5 protein-coding genes are annotated in these 3,715 nt (G+C 36.1%); 2 read left to right on the forward strand and 3 right to left on the reverse strand.

Annotated elements, in window-relative coordinates; translation table 11 throughout:
• From AC3LHT_RS09530 to AC3LHT_RS09540, 3 genes are all read right to left on the reverse strand, one after another.
• Positions 1–424 (reverse strand): hypothetical protein (locus tag AC3LHT_RS09530; RefSeq protein ID WP_488662721.1); only part of this gene is annotated, 424 nt, incomplete at its 3' end.
• 112 nt (positions 425–536) lie between these two features.
• Positions 537–1,463 carry a PIN domain-containing protein gene (locus tag AC3LHT_RS09535; RefSeq protein WP_488662722.1) on the reverse strand — a complete coding sequence of 309 codons (927 nt, stop codon included), beginning with the start codon at positions 1,461–1,463 and terminating at the stop codon, positions 537–539.
• Entirely contained in the window at positions 1,450–1,791 is a 342-nt protein-coding gene (locus AC3LHT_RS09540; protein ID WP_488662723.1) for a hypothetical protein, read from the reverse strand. The genes AC3LHT_RS09535 and AC3LHT_RS09540 overlap by 14 nt, the downstream gene beginning before the upstream one ends.
• Before the next feature lie 243 nt (positions 1,792–2,034).
• Here AC3LHT_RS09540 and AC3LHT_RS09545 point away from each other — a divergent pair, with 243 nt between their 5' ends.
• Positions 2,035–3,201: a primase C-terminal domain-containing protein gene (locus tag AC3LHT_RS09545; RefSeq protein WP_488662724.1), complete on the forward strand. Its 1,167-nt coding sequence runs from the start codon at positions 2,035–2,037 to the stop codon at positions 3,199–3,201.
• 41 nt (positions 3,202–3,242) lie between these two features.
• Positions 3,243–3,715 (forward strand): hypothetical protein (locus AC3LHT_RS09550; protein ID WP_488662725.1); only part of this gene is annotated, 473 nt, incomplete at its 3' end.

Raw genomic sequence — 3,715 nt, forward strand, 5'->3', positions numbered from 1 at the left:
GAATATTGTTGAATTTGACTTCTTTTCCTGCTTCTTTCAGTTCTCCGATAGTTTTACCGGATTTCTTGTCAATCATTTTTTTAGATTGGAACGGGTCAAAATAGATATCGGTGATGATGTCTGTAGAGCTTGACTTGATATCAAAATGTGACTGTTGATACACAGAAGATACGATGAAAAACTCCAACGGCTGTTTAAGCACTTCCCCTTCTTCTGTAATCTGAAGCTTTTTGTTATCGATACCCCATCCGGCAATAAACTCACCTTTTTTAATACCACGATCAATAAGAATGTCTTTAGTATCGTAGTTTAGTTTGAGTACCGGGAAAGGAAGGCTTGAACCTTTGTTTCCACCACTTGTTTCTGCCAAAGCTTTAGCAGTTTCTTCATCGTAGCCAATCGCCAGAAGTTCTTCGTAAGTCATAAGGTCTCCTTATAGTGTTGTTTTAGTTTTGCTTGCAGAGTTAACAGGGGACACAGGCAAGCCACCATGTCCCCCAGAACTGATTCCACCTTGTAATTATGCCATAAATTGCTTAATCACGCTTTAAACCATAGAAAGATACCTCCTTTTCCGTGGGGTAATAAATAGTGTCCATAAGACTCATAGAGCTGTCAACAATAGCATTGACTGATTTGGACGGTCTTTCTGCATATTGGGTTTTCAAAGTGTTCACAACATCACTATGAAAATCACTAAAAGATAAAGGAGAAAACAATACTTTATTGAACTCATACAACTCCTGAACGGAAGAAAATTGTTCAGGCAATTTCATTCCATATTTCCCCTCAGCGACAAACTGCTCAAGGGTAAGCAAAAACTGTTCTATATCTCCCTCTACAGATTGCAACAAAGAAGTGGCTCTTGTTTTTCCTAATTTGATAATTCCGGGAACGTTTTCTTTACTGACTCCCGTAACACAGTCGATATGCACTTTCCACTCCGGCTTATAACCATAAACATGCTCTATATCTGAAAAGGAATATAGCTCTTCCCTCTCTACATGAGCAAGATAAACACCGTCTTTCATGAACTTTACCCAATCTTCATCCGAGGTCAAAAAAACAATGGGAGTTTTATTTGTGTCTATCCCAAAGGATAAAGCAGAAGCAATATCGTCAGCCTCAATAGAGGGCACTTGCATAACGTTGCCATAATTTCTAAGGAAATCTGGAATTTTCTGATACAATTTGTTGAAAGCGTTCAATCTGTCCTTATCGACTTTTGAAAGTTTTTTATCCCGCTCTCTGCGATGAGCTTTATAGTCCTTGAAAATATTCTTTCTGAAAGAATCCCCCTTATCCATTGCAAACACAACTTTTCGGGGAGGAATTGAAAGCACGGAAAAATATTTTTCAGCCACCAGATTGGTCACACCGAGAACCTTTCCTTTTCTATGGTGTAAAAAATACATCAACAACCTTGTATCTACAACAACCAAGGGCGATTCAGTCAATCTCATTTTTCTTTCTCCTCTTTAATTTTTTAATCATCCGAAATAGCTCATAAGCTAAATCTTCGGAAGGTTCTCCTGCGTCAAAGTAAAAAACAGCCACGTCATGAAGAATACCACAATGCACAACATATTTTTCATCTTCGGATTGAAGATAATATTCTCCACTCAACCAAGATTTAGGTGTACCTATAGGTATTGCAAGCAATCTATCATCATTTACACCATCATTTAAAATCTTTCTCTTTATGAAATTCCAAATTTTAGTATAACTAAATTCCTCTTCTGTGATTGCACCCATTTCATGCACTTTGAATTCACTATTTACTTTACTCACAGTAAGCCTTTCAATCGAATTGAACAATTATTATATATTACACCTTAAATACTCCTTTAAAAAGGTGTAACAGACTGCCCCACCCCTTAAGTAAAGTATATACCCTCAAAGGAGAGGTGAAATCTTCAAAGAAAAAGGTAAAAACGATATAATATATTAAGATAAAAGAACTTTGGGAGGAATTTTAAATAAACCTTAAGGCTTTCTGAGTTATACTGCTGCAAATTTTGTTTAGGAGCGTTTATGCGGGAAAAAGAGATTTTACTAAAATGTCTTGATAAATACCACAATAACAGGGCTTATCAAGATAAACCGAGTAAATGCCCGCCTGAATATGTTCCTGCTGCTACAGCTTTAGAGGATTACAAATTCTTTCTGGTCGGTTCCAAATACTTTTTACCGTCTTTGATCATAGACATAGACAAAGGCAGTAAAAAGGATATCTTAAAAAAAGTTGAAAAATTTCCTTTAGTTCCTACGTTCATAGTGGAAACAGATAAAGGTTATCACCTTTGGTGGCTACTGAAATACCCTATAAAGCCCGGAACTTCTGCTCATTCCCTCTATAAATTCACTGTAAATGCCCTTGTAGATATATTTGCCGCCGATTCTCATGCAAAAATGCTTAACAGTGGGCATATTTTCAGGAACCCTTTAAAAGCTAAGAACTATATTTTTACAGATGTTGAATATACTTTATCTGATTTTTATAAGTTGTTTAAACATTCTGGAATTGTCGATAAAGATATCAAAGATTTTCAGGAAGAGCAAAAGCAAAACGACTATACCGGAAAATATATAAACCTGTCCAAGGTGAAAATGGGAGCAAGAAACTCCTCTTTAACCCACAATTTAGGGGTTTATCTAAGAAATAGATTTAAAAGAACAAAAGATATCGATTATGACAAGACTTTAGCTTGGGCTTTGTATCAAAACAAACAATTTGAAGAGCCACTTACAGAGGATGAGGTACAGGCAACTGTAGCAAGTATGGTAAATAACTTTGATGAAAACGCCAAAGCTTCTGAATTCAGAGCCTCTTTCAACCGAAAATTGGCGAAAACCCAGAAACACCAAACAATGCAAAAAGCTGCTAAGAATTTGGTAAAAAATTTTGTAACTACTATTTTTCTTCCTTATTTAATGCCACATAATATGAAAAAAATGAGTGATAGAAACTTTCAAACTGTTGCGGGAATAGGCAAAAACACTGCAAATAGGTATAAAAAAGATATAAAAACACTTGAAGCTCTCTATTTATTAATTCAAGCTGAAATAAAAGAATTAGTTAACCTGCTAAAATCCTCAAAATGTTGTGTTGATAACACTGTCCAAGAGCTTAAAATCATCAAATCCCTGTGCAAAGAGTTTGAACTAACCTTATACACCCCTACAACAAGCCCTCCCTAAGCTGATTTTTGTTACAATAAAAGAAAATTGAAAGGTGATATATGGAAAACGAAGCGGTGTTAGTCCCAATCGACAAAGAAGATTGGAAAGAAATTTTAAGAATCCACAATGAAGCCCACAATTATGTTATAACTCGTAATCTTCTTGACCAGATGGTTACAAAAGTGCTGAAAGATGATAAAAAAGACTTGATGGATGAAGGTGATTGTATCACTTTGGTATATTCATTGACTTCCTTGCTCGTTAACAACGAAGCCCAAAATAGAGAAGCGGCACAAATTACAGAAATTGTAGCTGATACCCCAGAAGAGCTTCACCAAAAACTTACAGAATTTTTTGGCGATACTGCGACGGTGCTTCCAATAGAAGAAGTACAAAATTCAGAGGACTCTCAAGGGTTTTTCTATGACTTTATGGCTCTATTGCCCTCGTGGGTAAACTATATCGCTATGGATGAAAGCGGAGAATTGTGGGTTTTTGAAAATATGCCTACTGCAACTGTCGATGGCACTTG

Source organism: Kosmotoga sp., from assembly GCF_982836095.1.

Bases quoted from the DNA above. Each gene is read 5' to 3' on its own strand.
- AC3LHT_RS09535 (WP_488662722.1), bottom strand. From the start codon at position 1,463: ATGAGATTGACTGAATCGCCCTTGGTTGTTGTAGATACAAGGTTGTTG.
- AC3LHT_RS09545 (WP_488662724.1), top strand. From the start codon at position 2,035: ATGCGGGAAAAAGAGATTTTACTAAAATGTCTTGATAAATACCACAAT.